We start from the raw sequence: 23,943 nt of genomic DNA on the forward strand, positions 1-23,943 counted from the left end.
GCGCGCCGAGGCTGTATCTGGCTCGCTAAATTCACGGTCTTCACGCTCCCTCGGGCCTGATCGATTCTTTGCCGATCAATCCCCTCGGGTTCTCTCACACGTCTCCGTACCGACGCCTTATAAAACGATTTGGCCGCCAGAAACACGTGTCACTGGCGGCGCAATCCATACGGCGGCTTATTTTGCTTGCTTGTAATAGTTTATCAGACTGCGGGTAGAGGCATCATGCTTGTCGCTGACCTGCCCCCCTTCCGCCAGCTCGGGCTGAATACCGGCCGCCAGCACCTTGCCCAGCTCCACGCCCCACTGGTCAAAGGAGTGAATCCGCCAGATGATGCCCTGGGTGAAGATCTTGTGCTCATACAGCGCAATCAGTGAACCCAGGGAGCGGGCGGTCACTTTGTCCATCAAAATGGTGTTGGTCGGGCGATTGCCACGGTGTACTTTGTGGGCCACGATCTCTTCGATGCGCGCCTCGTCCATGCTTTTGGCTTTCAGATCAGCCCGCACCTGATCGGCGTCAATGCCTTTCATCAGCGCTTCGGTCTGGGCGAACATATTGGCCATAAGGGCGTCATGGTGACCCGGTACGTCGATGGTGGGCTTCACCGAGCCGATGAAATCCGCCGGGATAATGTCGGTGCCCTGATGCAGGAACTGGTAAAAGGCGTGTTGGCCATTGATGCCCACTTCACCCCAGATCAGGGGGACACTGCCATACGTCAGCGGCTCGCCTTCCCAGTTGACCGACTTGCCGTTACTCTCCATTTCCGCCTGCTGCATGTAGGCGGGGAACCGGTGCAGGCACTGGTCGTAAGGCAACAACGCATACGCGGGGTAGCCCAGGAAGTTGCGGTTCCAGATACCGACCAGCGCCAGCATGACCGGTGCGTTTTCCGCCAGAGGTGCCTCGCGGAAATGGCGATCCATTTCATAGGCGCCCTGCAGCAGTTCATCAAACAGATCGAAGCCCAGCTGCAGCGCAATGGGCAAACCGATGGTGGACCAGAGCGAGAAACGACCGCCTACCCAGTCCCACATTTCAAAGATGTTTTTCTCCGCCACGCCGAACTCAACGGCCTTTTCCACGTTCGAGGAAACCGCGACGAAGTGCTGGCTGGTGGTGGTTTCGCTGCCACCGCCTTTCAGGAACCACTCGCGCGCTGTATTGGCATTGGTAATGGTTTCCAGTGTGGTGAAGGTCTTGGAGGCCACAATAAACAGCGTATTGCCCGGCTTGACTCGCTCCAGCACTTGAGCGATTTGGAAGCCATCCACATTGGAGACATAGTGCATGTTCAGCGTATCGTCGCTGTAGGCATCCAGTGCCTCGGTAACCATCAGGGGGCCGAGGTTGGAGCCGCCGATACCGATACTGACCACATCGGTGATGCGCTCGCCGGAAAAGCCGGTCCATTCGCCAGAGCGGACACTGTCCACCAGCGCCTTCATGTGATTCAGCTCGCGCTCTACCTGCGGGCGCACGTCCTTGCCGTCCACCATCAGGGGCGCACCGGATTTATCCCGCAGCGCCACGTGCAAGACGGCGCGGTCTTCCGTGCGGTTGATGTGTTCGCCCGCAAACATGCGATCGCGCCAGTCCGCCACGGCGGACGCTTCCGCCAGGGTCAGCAGCCCCTTGCGAGTCTCTTCGGTAATCAGGTTCTTGGAGTAGTCGAGCAGCAGGTTCGGCGCTTGGATCGAAAAGGAGTCGAAACGGGAGGAATCGTCGGCAAACAGTGATTTCAATTCACTCTGGCGCAGCGTCTGAGCATGCTGAACCAGGGATTGCCAACTCGGTAATTCGGTAGGACTTGCCATGTATCGACCTCTTTTGTCCGCAAAGCGGGTCATCATGTTGGGTTGGAAACAGCGCTTGCAATGCGCGATCTAAGCACCGGTCTGGTGGGAATTGAGCGGAGTGCACCGCCGGAACCCGGCCCCGGCGCACGGCAGAGCCACGCGAAACGACACGGGGGCAGAGCGGGAACTTCGCTCCGCAGCCACGTTTTCAGTGACTGAATGCGCGACAGACGGTGCCTTTAAAAGGGCTGGCATAATAAGCACTTAGGGTGAAAAAGTCAATTTGAACCGCTTCCCTCAGGCCCTTACTCCGCGGTAAGCTGGCCCTTTTCGCCAGGCCCGGATTGTCGTCTATGCCCGCTTTTGAACCCACCGCCAATCGCTCGCCTTTCACCGGTATCATCGAGGGCTTTTTTGGCCGCACCTGGTCCTGGTCAGACCGACACGCCATGGTTGACTTCCTGGCCCGGGAGGGGTTCGACTTCTATCTATACGCCCCGAAGGCGGACCCCCACCTTCGCCGTCAATGGACCGCTCCCTGGCCTGCGTCCGAATGGCAAGCGTTGCTGGCGCTGCGCGAGCATTGCCGGGACAAAGGTATCGATTTCGGCGTCGGCCTGAGCCCGCTGGACTTATATCGCGAGCCCCCGGCTCAGGCCCGACAGCAGCTGCACGCCCGCGTGCGGCAACTCAACGCGCTGGAGCCCGATCTCATGGGCCTGCTCTTCGACGATATGCGCGGCGACCTGCCAGCGCTGGCCCGCCGCCAAGTGGAACTGGCTCATGTCGCCGCCGAAATCAGCACCGCCCGTCGCCTGGTACTGTGCCCGACCTACTACAGCGACGACCCGGTTCTCGAAAAGGTTTTCGGCGAGCGTCCCACTCATTACTGGGAAGACCTCGGCGCCGCCCTGGACCACACCATTGATGTGTTCTGGACCGGCCCTCAGGTGTGTTCACCCACCTACCCCGCCGAGCACCTTGAGCGAGTCAGTGAGCGACTTCAGCGGCGTCCCTTCCTGTGGGATAACTACCCGGTCAATGACGGCGCCAAACTGTGCGGCCACCTGAGACTCAGCCCCTACCCGGCGAGCCACGGCCAATTGCCGGGACAGGTAGCCGGTCATGCCGTCAACCCAATGAATCAGGCATTGTTGTCGCAAATTCCCCTGGCCACACTGCCACTCGCTTATCGACTGGGAGTGCGCTATCGGGAAGACGCCGCCTGGCAGGAAGCGCTTGAGCGCTGCTGTTCGACACCGCTGGCCGCCGCCCTGCAAGCGGATGTTGAGCAACTGCAACACCGCGGCCTTCCCGATCTGTCCCGCGAGGAGATCGCGGCGCTACGCAAACGCTATGTCGCTCTCTCGGAAACTCTGCCCGATGCGCGTGAGACTTCCTCTGCCATGATCCAGGAGCTGATTGATTGGCTGGACGGCGGTTACACCTTTGATCCGGCGTGCCTGACCGACTGAAACCTGGCGCGAAAAATACATTCCAGCAGGTCGATGGTACAATTCATCGACCAAAATGGTCACAAAGACTAAAACTTATATCACACTCGGTGAATTAAGTACAGGAGCACCCGGCTATGCACACCCGCACATTAGGCAACAGCGATCTCACCGTCAGCGAGGTAGGATTGGGATGCTGGCAGCTCGGAGGCGATTTCGGCCCGATTACACAGCCCACCGTCGAAGCCATCTTGCACAGTGCCCTGGCCGCAGGCATTACCTTTTTCGACACGGCGGATGTTTACGGAAACGGTGCCAGTGAGCGCTATCTTGGCCAACACTTAAGCGGCGTATCCCCGCGCCCCGTGATCGCTACCAAGTACGGACGTGGCGATGGCAGTTACCCGGACGGCTACTCCCTGACCCACCTGCGCGACTCTGTCAAACGTGCCCAGGATCGTCTCAAGACTGACGCTCTGGATTTACTGCAACTCCATTGTGTGCCCACTGAAGTGCTGGGCCGTGGCGAGATTTTTGACTGGCTGCGCACCGTTCAACAAGAGGGACACATCCGCTATTTTGGTGCGAGCGTGGAGACGGTGGAGGAAGGCCTGATCTGTGCCGAGCACGACGACCTGACGTCACTGCAAGTTATTTTCAACATTTTTCGCCAGAAACTGCTCGACGAATTGTTGCCCCGGGCTGAAGACCGGAACATTGGCGTGATCGTGCGCCTGCCACTGGCCAGCGGTTTATTGAGCGGCAAGTTTTCCGAAAGCACCCAGTTCGATGAAAGCGACCACCGTAACTTCAATCGGGACGGTGCCGCCTTCAATGTCGGCGAGACGTTTGCCGGCCTGCCGTTTGAAACCGGTGTGGAGTTGTCCCAAGCCCTGAAAACCCATGTGCCCGACGGCTATACCATGGCGCAAATGGCCATGCGCTGGATTCTGGATCAACCGGGCGTCAGCAGCATTATCCCCGGCGCCAGTTCCGCCCGCCAGGCCGAGGAAAACGCCAAAGTCAGTGAACTGGCACCACTGTCCGATGCACTGCATGAAACCTTGTATGACTTCTACCAGCAGCAAGTGCATCACCACATCCGGGGCGCCTACTAACCGTTGGCCAGCACCTACTAAAAAACAACTGCACACAAAAAAGCCCCGAACCAGTCGGGGCGAATGCTGCGTTAGGAGGACGCTCGTTGTTACAACACCGGTTACGTGTTGCTGAAAACCCAGTCAGGTAATCTTCAGCGGCGGGCGGAGCCCCACCGTGCGCTGGCGAGAAGCAGCAGCAATCCCAACCACCACACGCCTGTCGAACCGCTGTTGCCTTTGGGCAGAGCGGACGGGGCAGGCGTATGCGTACCTTCTCCTACCACTTCAATATTGACTTGCTGAGGTTCGCTTTCCTCGTCACCCACTGCCGCTACCAGTTCCAGCGTAAAGTTTTCTTCCGGCATCAGGCTTTGGCCATCCGCGAGGCTGAGTTCACCACTGTCACTCACCACAAAGACATTTTCCCCGGTGCCTCCGGTAATGCGCCAGCTATCGACCGGGCTGGAATCCTCGCCGTAGCAGTCCCACACCTGACCAAACGCCGTACCGGGTACGGAATCCAAAGGCGCCTCCAGAGCTTGCCCCGCAAAAATCGATGGGACACCGGTGCGCACACTGTCCATATAACAACGCAACCAGGCCATGGCCGGACGCTCGGAACCGTCTTCGTTGAGCAAAAACGCGTCTTCACGCCACAGGCCCGGGTTGTGGCCCCACAATGTCACGCCTTGAACAGACTCGTGCTCCCAGAAGATTGGAAATACTCGGCGGTACTCCTCCAATTGCACCTGGTCGTCCGGGCCATCAATATCCATTTCCGTGATGTAGACGGGCAAGCCGCGCTCAGCCACCTGATTCAAATGATCGCGAATATCTTCCGAGGACGTGTTCTGAGTGGAAAACGCGTGCGCCTGAATGCCTACCGCGTCCAGCAGGTCGTTTTCGACCAGCACGTCGATCAGTTCGAGATAACCGGTCAGCACATCATCGCTGCTGAGCACGTTGTATTCATTCACCATCAACGTGGAACCCGGGAAATAGGTTCTGCCCAGCTCAAAAGCTTCTACCGCCCAGTCCCAGCCAGTGGCACCGTCACCGCCCAATGCTTCCTTGTAATTACCGCCCTGGCCATTGTCATCGGGCTGATCCGGCGGATCGTTCACCGGTTCGTTAAGCACTTCAATAAAATCGAACCGGCTTCCACCTTCGCCATCCTGATAGCGGTCGGACACGACAGTAAACCATTCATCAATCGCGGCGAGCTGAGCGGCCGCGTCAAGATCGGCCATCCACTGGGGTTGCTGGTTGCCCCACAACATGACGTGGAAACGGTAAGGAAAGCCGTTCTGTTCGGCAAACTCCAGAGACTCGTCAATGCCACCGGCCCAGCTGTTATCCCCATCGGCCGTGAACCAGGCGTCTTCATAGGCAGCGGGTTGTGTTTCCTGATTGGTCACCACGCCCCACTTGCCCGCGTTTTCGGACACCACCTGATTGAAATAATCGGTGAAGTAGTCGAGCTGGCTCGGCGAGTAGACACTACCGAGAAACTTATCCCGCCCGGCGGCCAGTGGTCCCGGCTCAGCTTCCTGCGCCTGAACAGACAGCGACAATGGCAACACCAACATCAAAGAGGTCAGGCTACGCTTGGAAAAATTCATAGGTCATTACTCCGATTATTGTTATAAAAACACCGCCTCATCGCGGGCGGGCGGCGACCAGAGCAAGGGGTACAAAGCCAGCGCGGAAACCAAGTCGCCCTCTCTACCGCCTTCTTTTGGTCACATGGACCAGAAGTTACGCCATCCAAGCCTTCGGGTCAACAAAAAAACGCCACTTTTTCACCCATACACTGGAAGACCCGGCACGAAAGCCACTGAAGCGGCTGATTTTCAACAGGTTTTCTGCTAGCGTGGACACTTCAGCCACCCCACAGAAATACCGATAACCGCCCCATGACCGACACCACACCTCTGAGTAATGAGCAAATTCTGGCACTGGACCAACAGCATGTTTGGCACCCCTACTCGTCCTTCCTGAACCCCACACCTGTCTTTCCGGTACAAAGCGCAAACGGCGTTTATCTCCACCTGAGCGATGGGCGTCGTCTGGTCGATGGAATGTCGTCCTGGTGGTGTCAATTGCACGGCTATAACCACCCGAGGCTGAATCAAGCCCTCTATGAACAGACCGAACACATGGCACACGTCATGTTTGGCGGCCTGACTCACGAACCCGCCGTGCGCCTGGCCAGCCGCTTGGTCGAGTTGACCCCCGAGGGGTTAAACAAAGTCTTTCTGGCCGATTCAGGTTCTGTATCGGTGGAAGTGGCGCTGAAGATGGCCATGCAATACTGGCACTCTCAAGGTCGACCGGATAAGCACCGCTTCCTGTCACTGCGGCGCGGTTACCACGGGGATACCTTTGGCGCCATGTCCGTGTGTGACCCCGTCACCGGCATGCATCAATTGTTCAGCCATACGCTGGCGTCGCAAGTCTTCGCCCCTGAACCTCAATGTGGCTTTGATGAGCCGTGGGATGAACATGACATTCGGGATATGCAACAGCGGCTGGAAGAACACAAGAATGAACTCGCCGCGGTCATTCTCGAACCCATTGTGCAGGGCGCGGGAGGCATGCGGTTTTATTCGCCCCACTATCTGAAGCGCGTGCGCGAACTGTGCGACGAGCACAATGTGTTATTAATTGCCGACGAAATTGCCACGGGTTTTGGGCGTACGGGCAAATTGTTCGCCTGCGAACACGCCGGGATCAGCCCGGATATCTTGTGCCTCGGCAAAGGATTAACCGGCGGCTACATGACACTGGCGGCCACACTGTGCAATGACACTGTGAGTGATGGCATTTGCCACGGCGAGGCGGGTGTCTTTATGCACGGCCCCACCTTCATGGGGAATCCGCTGGCCTGTGCGGTCGCCAATGCGAGCATCGACCTATTGCTGGAAAACGACTGGCGGGCGCAGGTCAGCGCCATTGAAAGCCAACTGCTGTCGGAGTTGGAAGCCTGTCGGGCACTGCCCGCTGTGGCGGAGGTGCGTGTGTTGGGTGCGATTGGCGTGGTAGAACTGCACGAACCGGTCGATATGAATGTGGTCCAACCACAGTTCGTTGAGCAGGGTATTTGGGTGCGTCCCTTTGGCAAGCTGGTGTACATCATGCCACCGTTTGTGATCACACCCGAGGAGTTGCGGCAATTAACGCAGGGGATTTACAGGGTGGTTTCGGCGCTGGGTTAACCCAGCGGCCGAATGCCTACCGCTTCGCGCAATTTTTCCAGTAACGGCTGGCTGTGCTGTCTCGCACGCACGGCGCCCGCTTGCAGTACCTCTTCAATGTGACCCGGGTTATTCATCAACGCTTCATAGCGCTCGCGGGCGTCACCGATGTGCTCGTTGACCAACTCAAACAATTGTTTTTTCGCCTCACCCCAGGCAATGCCATCGGCAAACGCCTGTTGCATTTCCGCCGTTTGCTCCGGGGTTGCAAACGCCCGCCAGATTTGAAAGACGGTGGAATCATCCGGGTCTTTGGGCTCGCCGGGTTCCAGCAAGTTGGTTTTGATTTTGTTGATGTGCTTCTTGAGTTTTTTCTCCGGCAGGAACAGCGGAATGGTGTTGCCGTAGCTTTTACTCATTTTGCGCCCATCAAGCCCCTGCAATACGGAGACGTGTTCGTCTACCCGCGCTTCGGGCAGTACAAAATGCTCCCCGTAATGATGGTTAAATCGCGCAGCGATATCCCGGGCCATTTCCACGTGCTGAATCTGGTCCTTGCCCACCGGCACTTCATTGGCATTAAACATCAGGATATCGGCCGCCATCAGCACCGGATAGGAATACAACCCCATAGTGACACCGAAGTCCGGATCCTCACCCGCTTCCAGATTGGCCGCCACCGCCGCTTTGTAGGCATGAGCACGATTCATCAAACCTTTAGCGGCCATGCAGGTGAGCAGCCAGCACAGCTCGGGAATTTCCGGAATATCCGACTGACGGTAGAAAACCGCGCGGTCAGTATCCAATCCCAATGCCAGCCAGGTCGCGGCAATTTCGCGAGTGGATTGATGCACTTGCTCCGCATCCTGGCACTTGATCAGCGCGTGGTAGTTAGCCAGAAAGTAAAATGATTCGGCATCCTCACGCTGGCTTGCTTCAATGGCGGGACGAATAGCGCCCACGTAATTGCCCAGATGCGGTGTGCCTGTGGTGGTAATGCCGGTAAGAATCCGCTGTTTGCTCATGATGTCATGCCATCGTTGGCGTCGGTTGGTTTAGGAAAAGCCGCTATGATACAGGCTGCCCGACAGGTTGTGCACCCAAGGGGTCATTTTTTCGCCTCTCGCATTTTCGTTTCTCGCACCATACCGGTAATCACGTTCTGGTAAGCGTCCCGCCACTTTGCTTCGTGCAAAAAGCGAATATCCGGCACCGACATTCTGCGCGTTTCCCGGAATTGGCAATAACACTCAAGCAGAGCATCGGCGAATGCTTCGGCTTCCCGCTCGGGGTGCTCCTCGTGGCTGCGATAACAAAACGCGGGTGGAAACCACTCGGGATAGGCCTGTCGGGCCGGGACTATAGGACGACACCCCGCCGCTACCGCTTCCAACACTGACAGCCCCTGAAAATCGTGCAGAGCGGTGGACAAAACAACGTGGCTGTCGGCGAGCCGTTGACGATACTCGCTCTGCGAGTGCACGTACCCCCATTGGCCCAGGGCACCCTGTTGCGTTAATAACGCTTTTAGCGCGTCAAACACCGGCGGCTGTTCACGAAATTGTTGGCCAACCACATGCACGGTGATGGCGGGCTCCGAGTCGCCACATCGATCAAAAAAACATTGCAAGCCTTTCAGCAACCGGTCCGGTGCCTTGTCGTATTCCCAGCGATGATTCCAGACAAGCGACAAGCGTCCGTCGCGAGCAGCCCGGTTTTGGACAAAACACCCAGCCTCCACCGGTACAGGAAGCACCTCGCTGCGCTCCCTTAACTGGGTCAATACCTGCGGAGGGATGGCATCTGGCAATTGATGAAACAAAGCTTCTGCGCCAGAGAGAAAACTGTCCCTATTGTAAGCGGAGTTGAAGGCAATGCGATCCGCACTCAGGGCGCTGTAAAGATTGATCAGCTGAGGCTCTACATCGGCCCGCTGATGGTGCCTTTGCGGATAGGCGAATTGATTCTCGTGAAAATAGACCAGCGTCGGAACAGCAGCAAGCGAAGGCACCAGACCCCGCAACGTGGCCAGATCCACCATCGAAGTGGCCACCACCGCATCGTAAGATTGCTGCAATGTGGACGCATCACGATACGCCCAGAGAAAACCGCCACCGCGCATGCGCCATTTGAAATGCCGCGGTGGCTGGTGCAGCACAGTCCACTGCCAGTGGGGGAGAAGCTGCACAAGGGACTGTCGCCAGCGCCGGTGACTGGGCGCATCGTAGCCCGATAGCAGGAGGACGCGCATCAGGCGGATGAGGAACTGTACAGGGTGGCGGCCCCCTCCAGCAGGTAAACATCCAGACCCGCTTGCGCGAGCAACTGCACCGCCACGTGGCTGCGACGACCGGCATCATCCGTTACAACATAAGCCGTTCCCCTGTCCAGCTCCCCGAGCATCTGTCGCAGCTGGCCCAGTGGCACGTTACGGCTGTCGGGACACTTCCCGAACCGGCGCTCTACGGCAAGACGCACATCGACTACTTGCACAGGCCCCAGTTCGGCGCGCCGCGTTTCCCATTCGGAGGCCGGCAACGTTTTGATGACGGGCTCCTGAAGAAGCGTTTTGAAATCAGCTTTTTCCAGACGCATCAGACGACCAGACGTCAACATCGTTACGTTGGCGTTCCGGGTGGTTTCACCGGCCAGCGCCTCTTCACCAAAATAATGGCCGGCCCTTAGCTCCGCCAACGGCTTGCCCGCCTTGTTGGTGACTTCGGCACGACCGGATTCCAGCACGTAGAAATAATCACCCAGCTCGCCTTCGCGCACGATCAGGTCGCCTTTGCGGACATCCACTTCGTCGAAACGCACAAACAGTTGCTGGATGTGGCTCGGTGGGATACGGGTAAACAACGGGGATTCCAACAGGCAGGACATCCAGTCGTGTTCGTCAGCCACCGGACCATCCGGGTGGTCGCCGCTCTGGCTCCAGGCCATCACCAGATCGAGAAAATCCCGCTCCAGACGCAGTAACGTGACATCCGTTTTGGCGACGGCGGAGGCCTGGGTGGGAGACTGATCCGTTAACGGCAGGCGAGCCTCTTGGCTGCCTGCCACCAATCGACGGCTTTGAAACTGCACATCAATCAGATCCACTTCACCATCGAGCAGGTAAAACCGATCCTCAAGCGTCTTTCCCCGCTTGAAGATTAACGTTCCTTTGGTCACATGCTCGCTTTGCGCCTTCTGCACCACTTGATCAAGGTATTCCTCTGACAAGTGCTCAAAGGGCGTGAATGATCGCAAACTGCTCCGCTGAAGGGTCATACAAACCTTACCTTCTCCAAACCCGCGGCTTAAAACAAGTTGGGAATATTAATACCAATGGTGTAGGCGGTTTCATCCCATTGGGTGTCCCGCGCCACACCGAGATCCAGTGTCCAGCGGGTGCTGCCAATGGGCATGCGCGCACCGGCAGCAAAAACCGGGTCGGAGCGCCATTCGTTATCGGCCATCTCCAAAATCCACACGGGTCCTGTGAGAGGCTTCAGAGTAGCCGCTACGCCCCAATTGGCGTAAGTGTCATCCAGTACTCTGTCGTGAGTCAGCCCGCCATTGAAATGCACGGTGAGATTCTCCAGAGGCTGGACGCTCAAGGGCAGGTTCACGTAGAACTTGCCGAATTCATCGCTCAACAGCGAATACTGGGTGCCCGCCGAAACCGCGAGGGTTGGGCCACTGCTGGTAGACCAGAGCACGCGCTTGTACTGCAGGCCAACGGCTTCGGTCTCGCTGTCGCTAATGTTGTATCGCACCGGCATTGACCATTCGGAAGCACCGGTGAAATTACAGGTGGGAACCGCTGTCGCGACGGTGTTGGGGTCCAGGCGGGTAACCCAGGTCTCCAGCTCACAATTGGACGGCGGTGCAATACTCGCATCGTCCACCATAAAGTGACCGCCGTTCGCACCGGCGGTCAACGACGTCGACGCCGTTCCCAGCGCCATGATCAACGATAATAACCAGCGGTATCTCGCGGGCAAGAGTCTCGCAGGCATAGGTTTCTCCCTGTGTCAGGACCGTCCCGGGGGGTACGGATAGCGATAGAATTCATTCAGTATATGGTGTAAGGCCAGCGCGTCATCACGACCGGCAAGCTCCCGAATCGAGTGCATGGCAAAAGTGGGCACACCGACATCCAGTGTTTTGACCCCGACTTCGGCCGAGGTAATCGGCCCGATGGTACTGCCACACTCCATATCCGACCGGGAAACGAAGGTTTGGACCGAAACGCCTGCGCGTGCCGCCAGATCACGAAACACCGCACTGCTTTCACTGGTGGTCGCGTAACGCTGGTTGGCGTTCACTTTAATCACCGGTCCACGATTGAGTCTGGGGCCATGTTGCTCATCGTGGCGATCAGCAAAATTGGGGTGAACACCGTGGGCGTTATCCGCCGAAATCATCAGTGAGGCATCCAGCGCGCGTAGCCTGGTTTCCGTTTCCGGCAGCAAGCGCTCGAGAAACTGCTGCAGCATCGGGCCTTTGGCCCCACACGCCGAGGCACTGCCCACCTCTTCGTGATCATTACACACCAGCAAAGCGCTATGCCGACCATCGGCCTGTAAGAGACTTTGCAGCCCCACGTAACAGCTGAGCAGATTATCCAGTCTCGCGCTGGCGATAAAATCCTGGCTCAGCCCCACCATGGCCGGGCTCTGGGTGTCGTAAAGTGCGATTTCAAAGTCCAGCACTTCATCCACTGCCAGCCCATCGTGCTCACTGAGTATCTGTGTCTTGAGTCGTTCGCGAAACGCGGGTTGATCGGCTTCCGGTGTATCAACCAGCAGCAGTGGCGGCAACTCTTTCTGCGCATTGATACTGCGCTGACGGTTTGCCTCCCGATCCAAATGAATGGCCAGACTTGGAATAATCGCGATGGGCGCTTTGAAATCAACCAACGTACTGCGCACACGCCCTTCCTGATCGCGGTAGCTGACCCGCCCCGCCAGGGATAAATCACGGTCAAACCAGGGGGCCAGCAAGGCCCCACCGTACACTTCCACCCCGAGCTGACTGTAGCCCTGACGGGAGAGTTCAGGCTGGGGTTTCACTTTCAGGCAAGGGCTGTCGGTATGGGCACCCACCATGCGAATGCCTTGCTCTACCGGGCTTTCGCTGCCGTACACAAACGCAATGATAGAGGAATCATTTCGCGTCACCCAGTATTTACCACCGGGCTCAAGTCGCCAGCTGTCGCCCTCTCGCAATGGCTGGAAACCCGCGAGAGTGAGTGCTTCCACCATTTTAGCCACAGCGTGGTACGGGGTGGGTGATTCGCGCAAGAAATTCAGTAGCCCTTCGTTGAAAACAGGGCCATTGAAAACAGGAGCGCTGGAGGACGGGTCAGTCATAACATTCCATCATTGAGTGATTCAGAAAAGCCGTCGGTGTTACGACAACGCTACCCAGAGCAGCACACCCCCGAGCAGCAGGCGATAAACAACGAACGGCTGCATACCAATACGACTGATATACTGCATGAAATAGTGAATACAGACAAACGCACTGAGGCCAGCCAGCGCCGCGCCCATTAATAAATCGCCCCAGGGCGCGCCATCACTTTGCAACCAGAGTTGAAGGGCTTTATAACCACCGCTCAAGGCAATAATGGGCACCGAAAGCAGGAATGAGAAACGCGCGGCATCGTGACGGGTGAAACCCAGTAGCAACGCCGCTGTGATGGTGATGCCGGAGCGCGAGGTACCAGGAATCAGTGCCAGCATCTGGGCCAGACCAACGATAAGCGCCGCTTTCCAAGTCATATCCATCAAGGAATGCACACGAGCGCCCCGCCAGTCAGCCCACCCCAACGCCAAACCGAATACAATGGTGGTCGTGGCCAGCACCAGTGTCGTGCGCAGATGCGTTTCAATCAATGAGTCCAACAGCAGACCCGCCAGAGCGGTCGGCACGGTAGCCATGATGACAAACCAGGCGAGCCGACTGTGCTCCGTCGCCTGACGTTGTCCGGAGACCTGACCCAGCCAATCGCGCCCCATCTCCCAAAGACTGTTTCGGAAGTAAGTTACCACCGCCAGCAGGGTTCCGACATGAACCGCCACATCAAACGCCAGCCCCTGATCTTCCCAGCCCAATAAGGCGGCAGGCAGCAACAAATGCCCCGAGCTTGAGATGGGCAAAAACTCCGTAACGCCCTGAATCAGCGCCAGCACCGCAATGTGTAGCCATTCCACGTAGTTTTACCTCACCGGCGACGAATGCGCTCTCGTTTTTTCCAGCTGATGGTATCCCGCAGGTACACCGGCTGCGCCTGTTCGGCCGCAACCGCTTCTCCGCGCTCCCAGGCCGCGACCGCAGAGGGCAGCATCCAGCGGGCTTCCGGGTAAACGTCGTCTCGTTGCCAGGTGGGCGAAAGCGCTCGCAACTCAGGGTAATGCCAGCCTGCTCCTACCCCCGCCCAGGGACTTTCCAGACGGCACACCTCAGGCCATTCCGCCACCTGAGCGGGAGCGGCTACCCGCTCCTCAACACAGGGGACAGGTCGCCCTTCCGAGGGGGAGAACAAGCACCAGTACACCTCTTGCATTCGCGCGTCCAGCGCGGTTAATACCGGATAGCTCGAGTGCTCGGGCCACTGTGCCCAGTAACCAACGGCCATCGCCTCAAGCGTGGATACCCCGATGACGGGAATATCCTGCGCGAACGCCAACCCTTGAACGGTGCCCAGGCCAATACGCAGCCCGGTGAAAGAGCCGGGGCCACGACCATATGCCAGCGCATCCAGGGTCGACAACGTCCAGCCGGCTTCGGCGAGCAACTCATCTACGAGAGGAAGCAATCGGCGAGTATGGCTCTGTGCGGCCAACTCAAAACGGTGAAGCGTCCGTTCGCCGTCCTGAAGGGCGACAGAGCAAGCGTCCGTAGCGGTATCGAGTGCGAGTATTCTTGGCATAGAGGGCCATAGCCGATTTTTAAACGACGCATTTTGACAGATTTTCCTGACTTCTGCATGACATACGGCATTCTCATGCAAAGCCCACGCAAAGCCCAGACAACGCCGACATAAAAAACCTGGGCATAAAAAAACCCGAGAGACGGGTTCATCGACCATCTCTCGGGTTTACGGCGTATCGAGCCTGGCTCGACAGCTTAGGAGGACTTCTTGCGAGGACGCCCTACGCGCTTCGCAGAGGTTTTACGGGCCGGGGAAGCTTTGCGCGTCGTAGTCGCACTGCTTTTCCGGGTGGCCGTCCGTTTAGCGCTCGTTTTGCGGCGGGTTTTGGTCTTTGCCTTGGCGGACGCTTTACGCTCCACCTGGTTGACTTTGGTCTTCGCCTTTTTCTCGGCGACTTTCGCCTTGGTAGCCGCTTTTTTCTTCGCCGCTTTCACCTTACGTTCATCCGCTTTGGCGCGCGCCTTTTTCCAACGCTGCTCAAATGCTTGTTTTGCCGTTTCCAAGTCTTTGCTGGCCCGATCGCTCAAACGCTCACGCAATTCAGCCACTTTGGCCTCTGCTGCCTGCGCTGCTGCCCGAGCTGACGCCATTGCTTTGGCTTTCGCCAGTTCAACACGCGCATCGGCCACCTTGGAACGTGCAGCCTTGGCGCGCTCATTCGCCTTGGTCACCGCATTGGTGGCGCTTTTTGCGGAGCGTTTGGCGGCCGCCCGCTTAGTGCTGGCCGCCTTGGCCTTGGCGGTCGCCGCTTTCTTGCGAGCGTCTTCCACTTTTTTCTTGTGGGCAGCGAGGTCTTTTTGCAGTTTCTCCAGCTTCGCCTCGGCTTTAGTCACCGCCGGATCTACTGTTTTGGCAGCAGTGGCCGTGCGCTTTGCCGTGGGTCGCTTGGCAGTGGCTTTACGTTTTTTGGCTACTCGTTTCGCTACTCTGGCCATAAATGTTTCTCCTCAACCTTGGCTTGTCTTGAAAACAACAGTTGATTGGTTCAACAGAGCACATGCTAAACACTTAACGACATTCATTTAACAGTGTGCGTCCAGTTCGCTATCAAATACTATGTAAAAATTCGGCACATTGCGAGTTTTTGGCAATTTTTTTGGCAATTTTCTCCTGTTTTTTTAAATTTTTTTGTTTTAGAGCCTCCGTGTTGCCAGAAAGCAACGTTTATGACAGAAAACAGACCCGCCATAAAAAAGAGAGCCCGGGGGCTCTCTTTAACAAACATCGATCCTTTAAACCCGAACTCAACCCAAAACCTCTTCCACCTGCCGACGAATGTCCGCAATATCACCTACACCATGAATACAGGTGTACTTGGGTGCATTCGGATTTCCGGAGCGCTCAAGATCCTGGTAAAAGGACACCAGCGGCTTGGTTTGTTCGTGGTAAACCGACAGCCGTTTGCGCACCGTTTCTTCCCGGTCGTCTTCGCGCTGAATGAGTGGTTCGCCCGTTACATCGTCCACACCGTCTTCTTTGGGCGGCTGGTGCTTGATGTGGTACACGCGACCGGAGGGTTCGTGGACACGGCGACCGGCCAAACGGGAGACAATTTCCTCGTCGTCCACATCAATTTCGATAACATGGTCAATATGTATACCAGCATCCAGCAGTGCCTGAGCCTGCGGGATGGTGCGCGGAAAGCCATCAAACAGGAAACCATTGGCGCAATCCGGCGCTTTGATACGCTCTTTCACCAGGGCGATGATCAAATCGTCCGGCACCAGACCGCCAGAGGACATAATATCCTTGGCTTGCAGGCCCAGTGGCGTACCCGCTTTAACCGCCGCCCGCAGCATATCCCCTGTGGAGATCTGGGGAATACCAAACTTATCCATGATTAAATGTGCCTGGGTGCCTTTACCGGCCCCGGGGGCACCGAGCAGGATGACTTTCATGGTATTGTTCCTCTCAAGCATTAGGTTCCGGCCAAGCAGTGAGCACGCGGAGTGATGGCCAATGAAAAACCGCATACGATACACGGCCCTTCACAGGAGCACAATATTCCCGCTGCCGACGCCTGGCCGCGCCTCAGAAGCCCTTGATTTCAGACAATTAATCCCTAGGTAATATAAAAGCATCGGCGGATGAGCCCCAGCACTATTGGCTCTCCGCCCCTGCTCTATACTTAAATTGACCCGGTCGCCAAAAGGGCGCGACACCGTAGGGATTTGAAAACCAACCGTGAGGTTTTATCAATGAAAGTCAGCGAGCTTCTGAGTCATTGGGAAAAGCACGCCAGTGGGGAATTGACCCACACCACCTATTCTGTCCATCTTCCCATAGAAGACGCCGCGCGAATTAAAGCGCTGAGCGACATGTATCCCAAGAAGACCCCGGAAAGCCTGATCACCGATTTGCTGTCTGCGGCCCTGGCCGAGCTGGAATCCGGAATGCCCTATATCAAGGGCCAGGACATTGTCGCGGAAGACGAGCAGGGAGACCCGTTATACAAGGATGATGGGCCCACGCCACGCTTTTTGTCACTAAGCCAAAAGCATCTGCGAGCATTGAAAACACAACGCTGACGCACCCGACGGTGACGCCTGGGTCACGGACCGCAGACTGTCATTGATTGCCCTACAAGCCGGGCCTACAATAGAACCTGAGAGAAACAGAGAGAAACTGATTATCAGGATAACAACTATGTCTGCATCAACCCCTACCGGTTCTATCGATCTGGACGACTATGATCGAAAAATTCTCCGAGCGCTTCAGGGCAGCGCCGATTATTCCATGGCGGATCTGGGCAATTTGGTCGGCCTTTCTCACACACCTTGCTGGCGCAGACTCAAGCGTCTTGAGGCAGAAGGTATTATTCGAGGGAAGGTAACACTCCTGAATCCGGTCAAGGTGGGACTGAATGTGGTGGTTCATTGCGCCGTTCGTCTTACCGGTCACCAAAGTCATACGCTGGCGGCCTTTGAGGCGGGTGTGCAGGATATTCCCGAGGTTCTGGAATGCTACGCCAGCACCGGCGATAGTGATTACCTCTTAAAAGTGGTGGTCAACAGTATCGAGCATTACGATCATCTGCTCAATGAGCAGCTTCGTGCACTGCCCCACGTTTCCTCCATCCACTCGAATTTCGCGCTGAAGCAGGTAAAGTACACCACAGAATTGCCCTTATAACCCCAGCCAACCAGGTTATTCAGGCGACCCATTGCGTCAAGGGTCAGGCGTCCATATCGGCGAACTGGCCCGCTTCTCGATAGATAATCTCTGCCACCACATCCTCCTGCCCTTTGGTGCCACAATCAATGACAATATCCGCGTATTGCTGGTACAGACTACGCCGTTCGTCATAAAGCTCTGACAAGGACTGCCCCGGCGGGCAGGCAAGCCCTCTTGAACTCAGGTTCACCACCCGGCGCTCCAGTTCTTCAAGCGGGACATCGAGAAACACCACTCGGCCGGACTGTTTCAGGTGAGTCATGCCCGGCTCGCTGTAGACCGCACTCCCTCCGGTGGCAATAATGTGGTTCAGAAAGCGCGAGGCCAACAGCACCTCTTCCTCAATGTGACGCAAGGCTTGGTAGCCGTGGTCGTCCACGATGTCTTGTAAGGTTTTCCCCTCACGGGTCTGAATTAAAAGATCGGTGTCCACAAACGCCTTGGCCAACTCTTTTGCCAGCAAAATCCCAACGGTGCTCTTTCCCGCGCCGGGCATACCGACCAGTATGAGGCTGTTACCTACCGGGTCTGTCACAAATTTCTCCTCGATTTCAGCGGCTCGCTTATACCCGGAACCTTACCACCAGTTCACTTAAGCGTGAAGCCAGCGAAGACAGACTTTCACTGGCCGCTGTGGTCGTCGCGGCACCCTCGGCGGTACGAACCGATAACTCATTGATTTCCACCATATTCTTGTCTATATCGGCGGTAACCGTACTCTGCTCTTCTGCCGCGCTGGCAATTTGTATCGCCATCTCTGTAATGCGTTGCACCGCCCCGGCAATGTCCGCCAAAGCGTTGCCGGCATCCCCCGCGGACTCCACAGCGTTCGCGGTCATTTCCCGGCTGGCTTCCATGGCACCCACCGCCTGTTGAACCCCACCCTGCAACCGTGTAAGCATACTGCGAATATCTTCCGTCGACTGCTGTGTGCGGCTGGCCAATGTCCGTACTTCATCGGCCACTACCGCAAAGCCCCTTCCTTGCTCACCCGCACGGGCCGCTTCAATCGCGGCATTCAACGCCAGCAGGTTGGTTTGCTCCGCGATCCCGCGAATGGTCTCAATGACCGACGTCACGCTGCGAGCATCGTCTTCAAGGCGCTGCATGCTGGTCGCCGTATTGCGCAGGTGCTCCGCCAGGCTATGCACACTGTCCACGGCTTTCTCAAGCCGCTGGCGCCCTTCTTCCGTCGTGGCATTCGCATCCTTGGCGCTTTCCGCCGTTTCATTGGTATTCTGAGCGACCTCATGAATGGCCGCTGTCAGTTCATTAACGGCCGCCACCACCATATTGATCGATTGCCCCTGGTCGTCGGCTGCCCGCCGACTTTCTACCGAGGCTTGCAACACTTCACTTGAGGAGGAAGCAACCGCCTCCGTATTGGAACGTATATCACCAATCAACACTTGCAGCCGCGCCATAAACCGATTGACGTGACCGGCCAGTTGCCCCAGTTCATCATGCCTTTCCAGGTGAACTCTCAGGGTGAGATCCCCCTCCCCTTCGGCGATGTCTTCCAGCCGGGCGCTGATTTGACCCAACGGCCGGGTCACCAGTGTCGGCAGGAACGCCGCCACACTCAATGAAACTAGCGAACCGATCACTCCAGAAAGGCTCAAAACGGAAATCATACGTCGCTCATCCTGCTCAATCTCTTGATTAAGCGCTTCAGCCTGTTTCAAGCGACGCTCGGAAATCACATCGATATGTTGGCGCAACGCGCTGAATGCAGCCATCCCCTCCCCGAACGACAATCCGATCAGACGGCTCAGCACCGCCTCATCCGCCGTGCGCGATTGGTTCACAATGTCGGTACTGACCTGCAACCACTGCTCGTACAACTGCTCAAAACGCTCGCGTTCGTCACGCGTTACTATTTGGGAGAGTTCGAATGACTGCATGGCCCGGTCATAGGTTTGCTGCGCGTTCTCGCTGTGTTCACGATACAGTGCTTCTCGACTCAGTGCATCGGAGCGATTCATCAGCAACGCGCGCTCGGCGGTCAGCGCTTGATAGAGATCCCGATCAGCCTGCATCAGCAACTGGATTTCGGGCAAGTTTACGGCGGCAATCGTATTGGCATTATCGGCCACGGAGGTGGTCGCTCGCACGGCGTACACACTGACGCCAATAAAGATCACCACCAGCACCAGTAAAGGGAGCGTCAGCTTCCAGCGAAAACCCAGATTGTTGTACCAGCGAATCATCGGAATTACCCCGATTGAGCCATCAAAGAGGCTCCCCGCAAAACAGGGAGGGCTAATAGGCAAAGTGGATGCTTTACCTATGCTTTTTACTATTTTGTTTTTTACTGTACGAAGTGTAGTTCATTCACCTAGTGTGGCCAGCTATTAAGTTATCGACCAACCACCGGGATTCTGAAGGCCAGCAGCTCCTGCGTCTGCTGGCATTTACTGGTGCAACTTCAAACTGACTTTCGTCAGCTTGGAATCTTTCATTTCCAGCACGACAAACTCAATGTTCCCCAGCCGCACCCGGTCACCGACCACAGGGTGGCGATACTGGCTGTAAATGTAGCGGGCGATACTCCAGTTGCGCTTGTCTTCCGGCGCCACGAATCCGTACAGCATACCGAGGTCTTCAAGTTTGGCACGCGGGGTGACCACAAACTCCCCAAAGAACGCCTGAGCGGACAAACGATCCGGCTCATCCACACCCACGAGCAGTTTGTCCAGCGCCGCCAGGTTGGAGGCCGATGCCAACAGGTACACATGGTCACCGGGCTCGAGCACAACGCCGCCACGAATCTCCAGAGGCTGGTCATTGCGCAGTGCGCACAACAGTCTCACGCCAGAGGGCAACGGCATTTGTTCAGTGGATTTATGCACGGCCGGACTGCCTTCGGCCAGCTTGTAACCCACAAATTCATAATCGCCCTGCCCCGGAACACCCAACTCCACCCGCTGCACCCGGGACGACGTCGTCGGCACATCCAGCTTCAGTCGGCGAGCAAACGGCGCCACTGTCCACCCCTGCAACACCAGGGAGACCAGCACGATGAAAAACGCCACGTTGAAAAAGAACGGCCAGTTATCAAAGCCGGCCAGCCAGGGGAACATCGCCAGTACAATCGGCACCGCGCCACGCAACCCCACCCAACTGATAAACAGCTTTTCACGCCAGGCGAACTGAAAGGGAAGCAGGCACAACCACACCGTGAGTGGTCGTCCAACCAGGATCAGAAACAGTCCCACCAGCACCGCGCTGGGGGCATAGACCATCAATTCCCGGGGCGACACCAACAACCCCAGCATTAAAAACAAGCTGATTTGCGCCAGCCAGGCGATGCCGTCGTGGAAGCGCTGAATATTGTAGAGCCCCCGGGACAAACGGTTCCCCACCACCAGGCCGGCCAGGTACACCGCCAGAAAACCACTCGCCTGCAGCACCGCCGCCAGCCCGAAAATGGAAATGCCGCCGAACAGCGCCAGCAACGGATACAGCCCCGGACTCAAGGCCAACCGCGCCACGCCGTAGGCCAGAAGGCGCCCACCCAGTAACCCGATAGCGGCCCCGATGCCCATCTGCCAGAAAAACTGACCGAGCATCATGACGTCAAAGCCCGAGGGCTGGCTGACCATGAACTCCACCAGGAAAATGGTCAGGAAAATGGCCATCGGATCGTTCAGGCCGGACTCAATTTCCAGGGTCGCCCCCACCCGTGTTTTAAGCGCCAGCCCCTGCATATTCAACACAGAGAAAACCGCCGCCGCGTCCGTCGAGCCGACAATGGCACCAATCAATAACCCTTCAATCCAGCCCACACCCAGCACCCAGGCTGCGAAGGCCCCGGTCAGCGCCGCCGTGCCCACCACGCCAATGGTGGCGAGAACCAGCGCCGGGCGCAGCCCCACCCGGAAGTTGTGTCGATCCGTGCGCAACCCGCCGTCAAACAGGATAACGGCCAGGGCCAGCGTGGCCAGGAAATAGGCCGAGTGCACATCGTCATAGCTGATGCCACCCAGACCGTCTTCTCCGGCAATCATCCCGACACAAAGGAAAACCAATAACAGAGGCATCCCCATGCGCGGGGAGAGCGTGCTGGCGAGAATACTGACGACAAACAGCACCCCACCGAAGAGAATCAACTGGTTCAATGTATCCATAACGCTCAATAGTACTCCAAAGCTTCGGGCGCTCGGCGCACCCCTTTTCCCACCCCGCCGGTAACGTCGGGGTGGGTTTCCTGTTATGATCGCGCCAGACCTTTAAATCCGACCAACCCGGTTCCTACTCACCCATGTTTGACCAAAACGTTCTGCAACAGCTGTCTCAACTCAAATCCGACTTGCGCTCCCAGAAAGATCTGGCACAGGGCACCGTGCGGACCACTACCCGCCGCTTCGCGTTCGTACATCTGGACGATGGCCGGGACGCCTTTCTTCCGCCGGAGGAAACCCTGCGGGTGGTCCCGGGAGATCGAGTGGAAGTCAATTTGACAACCAATCGGAAAGACCAACTGGAAGCCCAGTTGGAACGACTCCTCAACAGCGACTTTACCACCTTCGTCGGACGATACCGGATCAAGGGGAAGGCCCATTTTGTAGAGCCAGATGTCCCACAGTTTACACGCTGGCTATTCATTCCGCCAAATCAACGCACTGGTTATGAGGATGGCGACCTCATTCAGTGCACACTGTCTCGTCATCCGTTCCATAACGAAGGCAAGGCCCAGGCTAAGGTCATCGGGCCGTTGGGCAAGCCCGGGGAGCCGGGAGTGGAAGCACGGTATATTACCGCCAAGTTCCAGTTGCCCCACGAGTGGCATGAGAAGGCCCTGGATCAGGCTCAGGCGGTCAACCTGACACCGATCACACAGGAGCCCGAGCAGACCGACCTGACTCACCTGCGCTTTGTCACCATTGATGCCGAAACCACACGCGATATGGACGATGCGGTGTATGTTGAAGCGCATGCTGACGGCGGCTGGGACCTGTGGGTGGCCATTGCCGACCCGAGCCGCTACATCGCCGCAGATACCCCACTGGATAACGAAGCCCGCGAACGGGCGAGCACCGTTTATCTGTTAGGGCAAAGCATCACCATGCTGCCCGCCGAACTCGCCCACGACACCTTTTCTCTGGTACCCGAGCAACGCCGTCCGGCTCTCGTGTGCCGTATGCACATACGGCCCAACGGCGAGGTCGCGCAATACCAGTTCTCGGAGGCGCTGATCCGCTCCCACCACAAACTCAGCTACACGGGCGTATCCGCCCTGCTGGATGGCCAAACAGAACACGCCGGAGAGGCGGAAGCTCAGTTGAACGCCGACGATTTGCAGCGCCTGCAGGCGCTGGATGCCTGCGCGGAAGCCCGTGGCCGTTACCGCGAGCAACACGCTCTGGTGATGGAGGATCGCCCCGACTACTTTTTTATACTGAACGATCAAAAGAAAATCGAGCGTATCGAAAAACGCGAGCGCACTCGCGCGCACCGCATTGTGGAAGAGTCCATGCTCGCCACCAATATCTGCGCCGGCCTGCTTTTCAGCGAACACCCCGGTCAAGGTATTTTCTCAAACCATATTGGTTTTCGGCCTGAACGTCTGGACGACGCACTGGGTTTATTGAGAGAAGATGCGCCAGACTACGAGGTCGGCGATCTGACCACTCTGCCCCATTTCCAGAAACTGATGCGGGACCTGCGCACCAATCCGGACGATGTCGAAGCCTTCTCGACGTTACAACCGCTGTTGCAACGTATGCTGCAAGCCGCTTCGCTGTCGGATAATGCCAGCGAACACTTCGGGCTGGGCTTTTCTCACTACGCCACTGTGACCTCACCCATTCGCCGTTACCACGACTTTCACAATCATCGTGCGATCAAGCGTATTCTGCGCGACGAAAAAGCATCGTCGCCCTCCGCCGCGCTATTGGAGCAGTTGCAAGCACAGTTGCACAAGGGGCGCCAGGCATGCCGACAACTGGAACAGTGGCTGGCTTGCGACTATGTGCGCGATAAAATTGGCAGCGTCCACACAGGAAAGATCACGCTGGTGAATTCTCAGGGCATCGGCGTACGACTCGAAGAATGGGGCATTGACGGCTACGTAAAACTGGCCTCGGAAAAGGTAAAGCCCAACTTCGACTCACGACGTCTCACCCTTTCGGTCGACGCCAACCAATACCGACTGGATCAATCGGTGTTTGTGGTCATCCAGAGTGTGGATACCGAACGCCAGCGCGTGGAACTGGAACTCGTGGATGAAGCAACCGCCGAGCGCCTGAAAGTGTGGGCGGATAACACCGGCAACGAATAACACTCAG

20 protein-coding genes are annotated in these 23,943 nt (G+C 57.1%); 6 read left to right on the forward strand and 14 right to left on the reverse strand.

Going from position 1 to position 23,943, the window contains the following annotated elements:
* Nucleotides 1-177: 177 nt before the first annotated feature.
* A complete protein-coding gene (gene pgi, locus ACQCLF_RS00300; protein ID WP_426984224.1) occupies nucleotides 178-1,821 on the reverse strand; it encodes a glucose-6-phosphate isomerase in 1,644 nt (547 codons plus the stop codon).
* A gap of 335 nt (nucleotides 1,822-2,156) precedes the next feature.
* Here pgi and ACQCLF_RS00305 point away from each other — a divergent pair, with 335 nt between their 5' ends.
* Both ACQCLF_RS00305 and ACQCLF_RS00310 read left to right on the forward strand, forming a co-directional pair.
* Complete coding sequence (locus tag ACQCLF_RS00305; protein WP_426984226.1) at nucleotides 2,157-3,278, forward strand: beta-N-acetylglucosaminidase domain-containing protein; 1,122 nt, start codon at nucleotides 2,157-2,159, stop codon at nucleotides 3,276-3,278.
* Between the two features lie 116 nt (nucleotides 3,279-3,394).
* Nucleotides 3,395-4,375, forward strand: coding sequence for an aldo/keto reductase (locus ACQCLF_RS00310; protein WP_426984228.1), 981 nt, complete (start codon nucleotides 3,395-3,397; stop codon nucleotides 4,373-4,375).
* Between the two features lie 134 nt (nucleotides 4,376-4,509).
* Here ACQCLF_RS00310 and ACQCLF_RS00315 read toward each other — a convergent pair whose 3' ends face one another.
* Nucleotides 4,510-5,979: an endo-1,4-beta-xylanase gene (locus ACQCLF_RS00315; RefSeq protein WP_426984229.1), complete on the reverse strand. Its 1,470-nt coding sequence runs from the start codon at nucleotides 5,977-5,979 to the stop codon at nucleotides 4,510-4,512.
* Nucleotides 5,980-6,273: 294 nt separating this feature from the next.
* Between ACQCLF_RS00315 and bioA the strand changes: the two genes are divergently transcribed.
* Nucleotides 6,274-7,575 carry an adenosylmethionine--8-amino-7-oxononanoate transaminase gene (bioA, locus tag ACQCLF_RS00320; RefSeq protein WP_426984230.1) on the forward strand — a complete coding sequence of 434 codons (1,302 nt, stop codon included), beginning with the start codon at nucleotides 6,274-6,276 and terminating at the stop codon, nucleotides 7,573-7,575.
* Here bioA and ACQCLF_RS00325 read toward each other — a convergent pair.
* From ACQCLF_RS00325 to adk, 9 genes are all read right to left on the reverse strand, one after another.
* Nucleotides 7,572-8,579, reverse strand: a complete 1,008-nt coding sequence (locus tag ACQCLF_RS00325; RefSeq protein WP_426984231.1) for a tryptophan--tRNA ligase — start codon at nucleotides 8,577-8,579, stop codon at nucleotides 7,572-7,574. The genes bioA and ACQCLF_RS00325 overlap by 4 nt on opposite strands.
* Before the next feature lie 83 nt (nucleotides 8,580-8,662).
* Nucleotides 8,663-9,805 (reverse strand): tRNA-queuosine alpha-mannosyltransferase domain-containing protein, encoded by a 1,143-nt coding sequence (locus tag ACQCLF_RS00330; protein ID WP_426984232.1) that lies wholly within the window; start codon nucleotides 9,803-9,805, stop codon nucleotides 8,663-8,665.
* Nucleotides 9,805-10,827 (reverse strand): cyclic nucleotide-binding domain-containing protein, encoded by a 1,023-nt coding sequence (locus ACQCLF_RS00335; RefSeq protein WP_426984234.1) that lies wholly within the window; start codon nucleotides 10,825-10,827, stop codon nucleotides 9,805-9,807. Before ACQCLF_RS00335 ends, ACQCLF_RS00330 begins: the two co-directional genes overlap by 1 nt.
* Before the next feature lie 29 nt (nucleotides 10,828-10,856).
* The gene (locus ACQCLF_RS00340) at nucleotides 10,857-11,558 is read right to left on the reverse strand and encodes a hypothetical protein (protein WP_426984235.1); all 702 of its coding nucleotides are present in this window, start codon (nucleotides 11,556-11,558) and stop codon (nucleotides 10,857-10,859) included.
* Nucleotides 11,559-11,573: 15 nt separating this feature from the next.
* Nucleotides 11,574-12,914, reverse strand: a complete 1,341-nt coding sequence (locus ACQCLF_RS00345) for a M18 family aminopeptidase (RefSeq protein WP_426984237.1) — start codon at nucleotides 12,912-12,914, stop codon at nucleotides 11,574-11,576.
* Nucleotides 12,915-12,953: 39 nt separating this feature from the next.
* Nucleotides 12,954-13,757, reverse strand: coding sequence for an undecaprenyl-diphosphate phosphatase (locus tag ACQCLF_RS00350; protein ID WP_426984239.1), 804 nt, complete (start codon nucleotides 13,755-13,757; stop codon nucleotides 12,954-12,956).
* 11 nt (nucleotides 13,758-13,768) lie between these two features.
* The gene (tsaB, locus tag ACQCLF_RS00355) at nucleotides 13,769-14,476 is read right to left on the reverse strand and encodes a tRNA (adenosine(37)-N6)-threonylcarbamoyltransferase complex dimerization subunit type 1 TsaB (protein ID WP_426984240.1); all 708 of its coding nucleotides are present in this window, start codon (nucleotides 14,474-14,476) and stop codon (nucleotides 13,769-13,771) included.
* Between the two features lie 197 nt (nucleotides 14,477-14,673).
* On the reverse strand, nucleotides 14,674-15,414 hold the full coding sequence (locus tag ACQCLF_RS00360) for a hypothetical protein (RefSeq protein ID WP_426984241.1): 741 nt from the start codon (nucleotides 15,412-15,414) through the stop codon (nucleotides 14,674-14,676).
* Nucleotides 15,415-15,723: 309 nt separating this feature from the next.
* The gene (gene adk, locus ACQCLF_RS00365) at nucleotides 15,724-16,377 is read right to left on the reverse strand and encodes an adenylate kinase (protein WP_426984242.1); all 654 of its coding nucleotides are present in this window, start codon (nucleotides 16,375-16,377) and stop codon (nucleotides 15,724-15,726) included.
* Nucleotides 16,378-16,677: 300 nt separating this feature from the next.
* Between adk and ACQCLF_RS00370 the strand changes: the two genes are divergently transcribed.
* Together ACQCLF_RS00370 and ACQCLF_RS00375 are read left to right on the forward strand one after the other, a co-directional pair.
* On the forward strand, nucleotides 16,678-17,007 hold the full coding sequence (locus ACQCLF_RS00370) for a type 1 pili tip component (RefSeq protein ID WP_426984243.1): 330 nt from the start codon (nucleotides 16,678-16,680) through the stop codon (nucleotides 17,005-17,007).
* A 118-nt stretch (nucleotides 17,008-17,125) separates the two neighbouring features.
* Complete coding sequence (locus ACQCLF_RS00375) at nucleotides 17,126-17,611, forward strand: Lrp/AsnC family transcriptional regulator (protein ID WP_426984244.1); 486 nt, start codon at nucleotides 17,126-17,128, stop codon at nucleotides 17,609-17,611.
* A 43-nt stretch (nucleotides 17,612-17,654) separates the two neighbouring features.
* On the opposite strand, the gene ACQCLF_RS00380 is transcribed toward ACQCLF_RS00375, so the two are convergent.
* From ACQCLF_RS00380 to ACQCLF_RS00390, 3 genes are all read right to left on the reverse strand, one after another.
* On the reverse strand, nucleotides 17,655-18,149 hold the full coding sequence (locus ACQCLF_RS00380) for a shikimate kinase (RefSeq protein WP_426985215.1): 495 nt from the start codon (nucleotides 18,147-18,149) through the stop codon (nucleotides 17,655-17,657).
* A gap of 67 nt (nucleotides 18,150-18,216) precedes the next feature.
* Complete coding sequence (locus ACQCLF_RS00385) at nucleotides 18,217-19,863, reverse strand: methyl-accepting chemotaxis protein (protein ID WP_426984245.1); 1,647 nt, start codon at nucleotides 19,861-19,863, stop codon at nucleotides 18,217-18,219.
* Nucleotides 19,864-20,067: 204 nt separating this feature from the next.
* Nucleotides 20,068-21,783: a potassium/proton antiporter gene (locus ACQCLF_RS00390; protein ID WP_426984246.1), complete on the reverse strand. Its 1,716-nt coding sequence runs from the start codon at nucleotides 21,781-21,783 to the stop codon at nucleotides 20,068-20,070.
* 134 nt (nucleotides 21,784-21,917) lie between these two features.
* Here ACQCLF_RS00390 and ACQCLF_RS00395 point away from each other — a divergent pair, with 134 nt between their 5' ends.
* Complete coding sequence (locus ACQCLF_RS00395) at nucleotides 21,918-23,936, forward strand: VacB/RNase II family 3'-5' exoribonuclease (protein ID WP_426984247.1); 2,019 nt, start codon at nucleotides 21,918-21,920, stop codon at nucleotides 23,934-23,936.
* Nucleotides 23,937-23,943: the final 7 nt, after the last annotated feature.

Source organism: Marinimicrobium sp. ARAG 43.8, assembly GCF_050113635.1.
Classification (GTDB): Bacteria; Pseudomonadota; Gammaproteobacteria; order Pseudomonadales; family Cellvibrionaceae; genus Marinimicrobium.

What these genes read in the sequence shown, in the direction of transcription:
- pgi (WP_426984224.1), bottom strand. Translation starts at nt 1,821, where the DNA reads ATGGCAAGTCCTACCGAATTACCGAGTTGGCAATCCCTGGTTCAGCAT.
- ACQCLF_RS00305 (WP_426984226.1), top strand. Translation starts at nt 2,157, where the DNA reads ATGCCCGCTTTTGAACCCACCGCCAATCGCTCGCCTTTCACCGGTATC.
- ACQCLF_RS00310 (WP_426984228.1), top strand. Translation starts at nt 3,395, where the DNA reads ATGCACACCCGCACATTAGGCAACAGCGATCTCACCGTCAGCGAGGTA.
- ACQCLF_RS00315 (WP_426984229.1), bottom strand. Translation starts at nt 5,979, where the DNA reads ATGAATTTTTCCAAGCGTAGCCTGACCTCTTTGATGTTGGTGTTGCCA.
- bioA (WP_426984230.1), top strand. Translation starts at nt 6,274, where the DNA reads ATGACCGACACCACACCTCTGAGTAATGAGCAAATTCTGGCACTGGAC.
- ACQCLF_RS00325 (WP_426984231.1), bottom strand. Translation starts at nt 8,579, where the DNA reads ATGAGCAAACAGCGGATTCTTACCGGCATTACCACCACAGGCACACCG.
- ACQCLF_RS00330 (WP_426984232.1), bottom strand. Translation starts at nt 9,805, where the DNA reads ATGCGCGTCCTCCTGCTATCGGGCTACGATGCGCCCAGTCACCGGCGC.
- ACQCLF_RS00335 (WP_426984234.1), bottom strand. Translation starts at nt 10,827, where the DNA reads ATGACCCTTCAGCGGAGCAGTTTGCGATCATTCACGCCCTTTGAGCAC.
- ACQCLF_RS00340 (WP_426984235.1), bottom strand. Translation starts at nt 11,558, where the DNA reads ATGCCTGCGAGACTCTTGCCCGCGAGATACCGCTGGTTATTATCGTTG.
- ACQCLF_RS00345 (WP_426984237.1), bottom strand. Translation starts at nt 12,914, where the DNA reads ATGACTGACCCGTCCTCCAGCGCTCCTGTTTTCAATGGCCCTGTTTTC.
- tsaB (WP_426984240.1), bottom strand. Translation starts at nt 14,476, where the DNA reads ATGCCAAGAATACTCGCACTCGATACCGCTACGGACGCTTGCTCTGTC.
- ACQCLF_RS00360 (WP_426984241.1), bottom strand. Translation starts at nt 15,414, where the DNA reads ATGGCCAGAGTAGCGAAACGAGTAGCCAAAAAACGTAAAGCCACTGCC.
- adk (WP_426984242.1), bottom strand. Translation starts at nt 16,377, where the DNA reads ATGAAAGTCATCCTGCTCGGTGCCCCCGGGGCCGGTAAAGGCACCCAG.
- ACQCLF_RS00370 (WP_426984243.1), top strand. Translation starts at nt 16,678, where the DNA reads ATGAAAGTCAGCGAGCTTCTGAGTCATTGGGAAAAGCACGCCAGTGGG.
- ACQCLF_RS00375 (WP_426984244.1), top strand. Translation starts at nt 17,126, where the DNA reads ATGTCTGCATCAACCCCTACCGGTTCTATCGATCTGGACGACTATGAT.
- ACQCLF_RS00380 (WP_426985215.1), bottom strand. Translation starts at nt 18,149, where the DNA reads ATGCCCGGCGCGGGAAAGAGCACCGTTGGGATTTTGCTGGCAAAAGAG.
- ACQCLF_RS00385 (WP_426984245.1), bottom strand. Translation starts at nt 19,863, where the DNA reads ATGATTCGCTGGTACAACAATCTGGGTTTTCGCTGGAAGCTGACGCTC.
- ACQCLF_RS00390 (WP_426984246.1), bottom strand. Translation starts at nt 21,783, where the DNA reads ATGGATACATTGAACCAGTTGATTCTCTTCGGTGGGGTGCTGTTTGTC.
- ACQCLF_RS00395 (WP_426984247.1), top strand. Translation starts at nt 21,918, where the DNA reads ATGTTTGACCAAAACGTTCTGCAACAGCTGTCTCAACTCAAATCCGAC.